Raw genomic sequence first — 3,873 nt, 5'->3', positions numbered from 1 at the left:
CTGCTGGACTGGATGCTGCCCGGTACCAGCGGGCTGGAACTGGCCCGCCGCTGGCGCAAGGACGCCATGACCCGCGACGTGCCGATCATCATGCTCACCGCCCGCGGCGAGGAGAACGACCGGGTCGGCGGGCTGGAGGCCGGCGTCGACGACTACGTGGTCAAGCCCTTTTCCGCCCGCGAGCTGCTCGCCCGCATCCGCGCCGTCATGCGCCGCTCGCGCGACGACGACGAGGACGGCAGCGTCGCGGTGGGCAACCTGCGCATCGACGGTGCCGCCCATCGCGTGTTCGCCGGCGATACGCCGGTCGCCATCGGCCCCACCGAGTACCGCCTGCTGCACTTCTTCATGACCCACCCCGAGCGTGTCTATTCGCGCACGCAGTTGCTCGACCACGTGTGGGGCGGCAGCGTGTATGTGGAAGAGCGGACCGTCGACGTGCATATCCGCCGACTGCGCAAGACGCTCGAACCCCATGGCCTGGAAAACATGGTGCAGACCGTCCGCGGTTCGGGCTACCGCTTCTCGGCGGCGATGTGACCCTGCCGGCGGCGGCGCCGCCCGCGCAGGCTGTCATACACATCTGACACAATCGATCCATGCCCCACGACATCCGCACCGCCTGGTTCAAGACGCTCGGCCAGCTGGCCCTGATCCTGGCGATGGCGGTCGTGGTCGGCCTGCTGCTTGGACAGGTCTGGCCCGTCGTCACCGTCGCTGCCCTCGGGGTCGTCGCGTGGCACTACTGGCGGCTTCGCAAGGTGTTGCTGCGCCTGACCGCCCGGCAGCGGATGGAACCGGCGCAGGGCAAGGGTGTCTGGAACGAACTAGACCGCCTGCTGTTCCGCGGCCAGGCCGAGATGCGCACCCGCAAGCGCCGCCTGCTCGACATGCTGCGCGCCTACCGCGCCGCCGCCGCCGCACTGCCCGATGCGGTCGTCGTCGTGGAACGGAACAGCCAGCGCGTGCAGTGGTTCAATCGGGCCGCCACCCATCTGCTGGGCCTGCAGTACCCCACGGACATCGGCGCCCCGGTCGGCGACCGCCTGCAGCCCTTGCCGATGTCGCACTGGCTGGCCGCGGGCCGCAACGCCGAACCCATGCTCGATGCGGCCTCGCCGGTCGATCCGAACCTGCGGCTCAACCTGCGGTTGATCCCCTATTCCGACGAGTACTGGCTGCTGGTCGCGCGCGACGTCAGCAAGATGCTGCGCCTGGAGCAGATGCGGCGCGACTTCGTCGCCAACGTCTCGCACGAACTGCGCACGCCGCTGACCGTGGTGCACGGCTACCTGGACATGCTGGAGCCCACCGAGTACCCGGACTGGGCGCCGATGCTGGCCGAGATGCAGAAGCAGTCGCAGCGCATGACCCAGCTGGTGGAAGACCTGCTGACGCTGTCGCGCTTGGAAGCGCAGGACAGCCTGCCCGACGAGAACGTCGCGATGGCGCCGATGCTGGCCACGCTGCGTCGCGAGGCGGAAGCGCTGAGCCAGCGCCGCCACACCATCGTGGTCCAGGACGAGGCGAGCGTGGACCTGTCAGGCTCCAACAAGGAACTGCACAGCGCCTTCTCCAACCTGGTCAGCAACGCGGTGCGCTATACGCCGGTCGGCGGCACCATCACCGTGCGCTTCGCGCGCGAGGGAGACGGCGCGGTGCTCAGCGTGCGCGATACCGGCTACGGCATCCCGACGTCGCACCTGCCGCGCATCACCGAGCGCTTCTACCGCGTCTCGACCAGCCGCTCGCGCGAGAGCGGCGGCACCGGCCTGGGACTGTCGATCGTCAAGCACGTGCTGAACCTGCACCAGGCCCGCCTCGAGATCGAAAGCGAGGTCGGACAGGGCAGCCTGTTCTCCATCCATTTCGGCGCCGAACGTGTCGAGCCTCGCCTCGACGCCGCCCCGCGCGCCCTCACCACGGACAGCCAGACCGCATGAACGCCGCCCTGGACACGACGCCCGCCCCTGCCACCGGCGAAGACGCGCTGCGCGACCCGGCGCTCTACCTCAACCGCGAACTGTCCCAGCTGGACTTCAACTTCCGCGTGCTGGCGCAGGCCCAAGACCCGTCGGTACCCTTGCTGGAGCGGCTGCGCTTCCTGTGCATCTCCTGCACCAACCTGGACGAGTTCTTCGAGATCCGCGCCGCCACCGTGCGCCACGCACTCGACTTCGGCCTGCCGCCGGGCGCGGATGGCATGAGCCCGGCGACCGTGCTCAACAAGATCCACGACCGCGCCGCCGAACTGGTCGACGCCCAATACAAGTGCTGGAACGAGGTGCTCCGCCCCGGACTGGCCGAAGCCGGCGTGCGCGTATTCGGCCGCGACAGCTGGAATGCGCGCCAGACGCGCTGGCTGCGCGCCTATTTCCGCAACGAGATCATGCCGGTGCTGTCCCCGCTGGGCCTGGACCCGGCGCATCCGTTCCCGAAGATCCTCAACAAGTCGCTGAACATCGTGGTGGTGCTGAAGGGCAAGGATGCGTTCGGCCGTGCCGGCCACCTGGCCATCGTGCGCGCGCCGCGCTCACTGCCGCGCATCATCCACCTGCCGCAGCGCGTGTCCGGTGGCGAGAACGACTTCGTGCTGCTTTCCTCGGTGCTGTCGGTGTTCGTGGACGAACTGTTCCCGGGCATGGAAGTGAAGGGCTCGTACCAGTTCCGCGTGACGCGCAACTCCGAAGTGGTCGTCGACGAAGAGGAAGTCGAGAACCTGGCGCTGGCGTTGCGCGACGAGCTGGTAGGCCGTGGTTATCGGCCGGCCGTGCGCCTGGAGATCGCGCACGACTGTCCCAAGCCCATCGTGCGGCAGTTGCTGCAGAACTTCGCGCTGCCCGACAACGCGGTGTATCCGATCAACGGGCCGGTCAACCTCAACCGCGTGATCCAGGTGTACGACCTGGTGCAGCGCCCGGAACTGAAGTACCCCGTGTTCACCCCCCGGCCGCTGCGCGACAGCGAGGCGATCTTCGAAAAGGTCGCCGACGACGACGTGCTGCTGCACCACCCTTTCGATTCGTTCGGCGCCGTGCTGGACCTGATCAAGCAGGCCGCGGTGGACCCCGACGTGCTGGCGATCAAGCAGACGCTCTACCGCACGGGCAAGGATTCGGCGATCGTCGAAGCGCTGGTGCAGGCGGCGCGGAACGGCAAGGACGTGACCGTCGTGGTCGAACTGCGCGCCCGTTTCGACGAGGACGYCAACCTCGGCGTGGCCGACAAGCTGCAGGAAGCCGGCGCGCAGGTGGTGTACGGCGTCGTGGGTTACAAGACGCACGCCAAGATGCTGCTCATCGTGCGCCGCGAAGGGCGCAAGCTGCGGCGCTACGTGCACCTGGGCACCGGCAACTACCACAGCGGTACAGCACGCGCGTATACGGACATCGGCCTGCTCACCGCCGACCCCGACATCGGCAGCGACGTGCACCTGCTGTTCCAGCAGCTCTCCGGCCTGGCGCCCACGACCAAGCTCAAGCGACTGCTGCAATCGCCCTTCACGCTGCACCCGGGCCTGATCAAGAAGATCGAACGCGAAGCCAAGCTGGCGCGGGCCGGCAAGCCGGCGCGCATCATCGCCAAGATCAATGCCATCAACGAGCCGCGCATCATCCGCGCGCTGTATGCGGCCTCGCAGGCAGGGGTACGGATCGACCTGATCGTCCGCGGCGCCTGCGCGCTGCGCCCCGGGGTGCCGGGCATTTCCGACAACATCCGGGTGCGCTCCATCGTCGGTCGCTTCCTCGAGCACAGCCGTCTCTACTGGTTCGGCAACGACGGCGCGCMGGAACTCTACTGCGCGAGCGCCGACTGGCTCGAACGCAATCTGCTGCATCGCGTTGAGACCTGCTTCCCGATCCTGGACAAGGA

The 3,873-nt window shown here is 68.1% G+C and carries 3 protein-coding genes; all 3 read left to right on the top strand.

What is annotated here, in order from left to right; all coding sequences use genetic code 11:
- Positions 1-540: phosphate regulon transcriptional regulator PhoB (gene phoB / locus AC04L7_RS14035; RefSeq protein ID WP_475513235.1), on the top strand; the 540-nt coding region annotated here is incomplete at its 5' end.
- Between the two features lie 59 nt (positions 541-599).
- Positions 600-1,943, top strand: a complete 1,344-nt coding sequence (gene phoR / locus AC04L7_RS14030; protein WP_435997702.1) for a phosphate regulon sensor histidine kinase PhoR — start codon at positions 600-602, stop codon at positions 1,941-1,943.
- Positions 1,940-3,873: polyphosphate kinase 1 (ppk1, locus tag AC04L7_RS14025; RefSeq protein ID WP_475513234.1), on the top strand; the 1,934-nt coding region annotated here is incomplete at its 3' end. The genes phoR and ppk1, both read left to right, overlap by 4 nt.

This window comes from Pseudoxanthomonas sp. LjRoot204_2 (genome assembly GCF_056175765.1).
Note: the sequence above shows the minus strand (reverse complement) of the source record. Positions and strands in the feature narration are given on the sequence as shown.

Excerpts from the sequence above, each read along its gene's own strand:
- phoR (WP_435997702.1), top strand. The coding sequence starts at position 600 with ATGCCCCACGACATCCGCACCGCCTGGTTCAAGACGCTCGGCCAGCTG.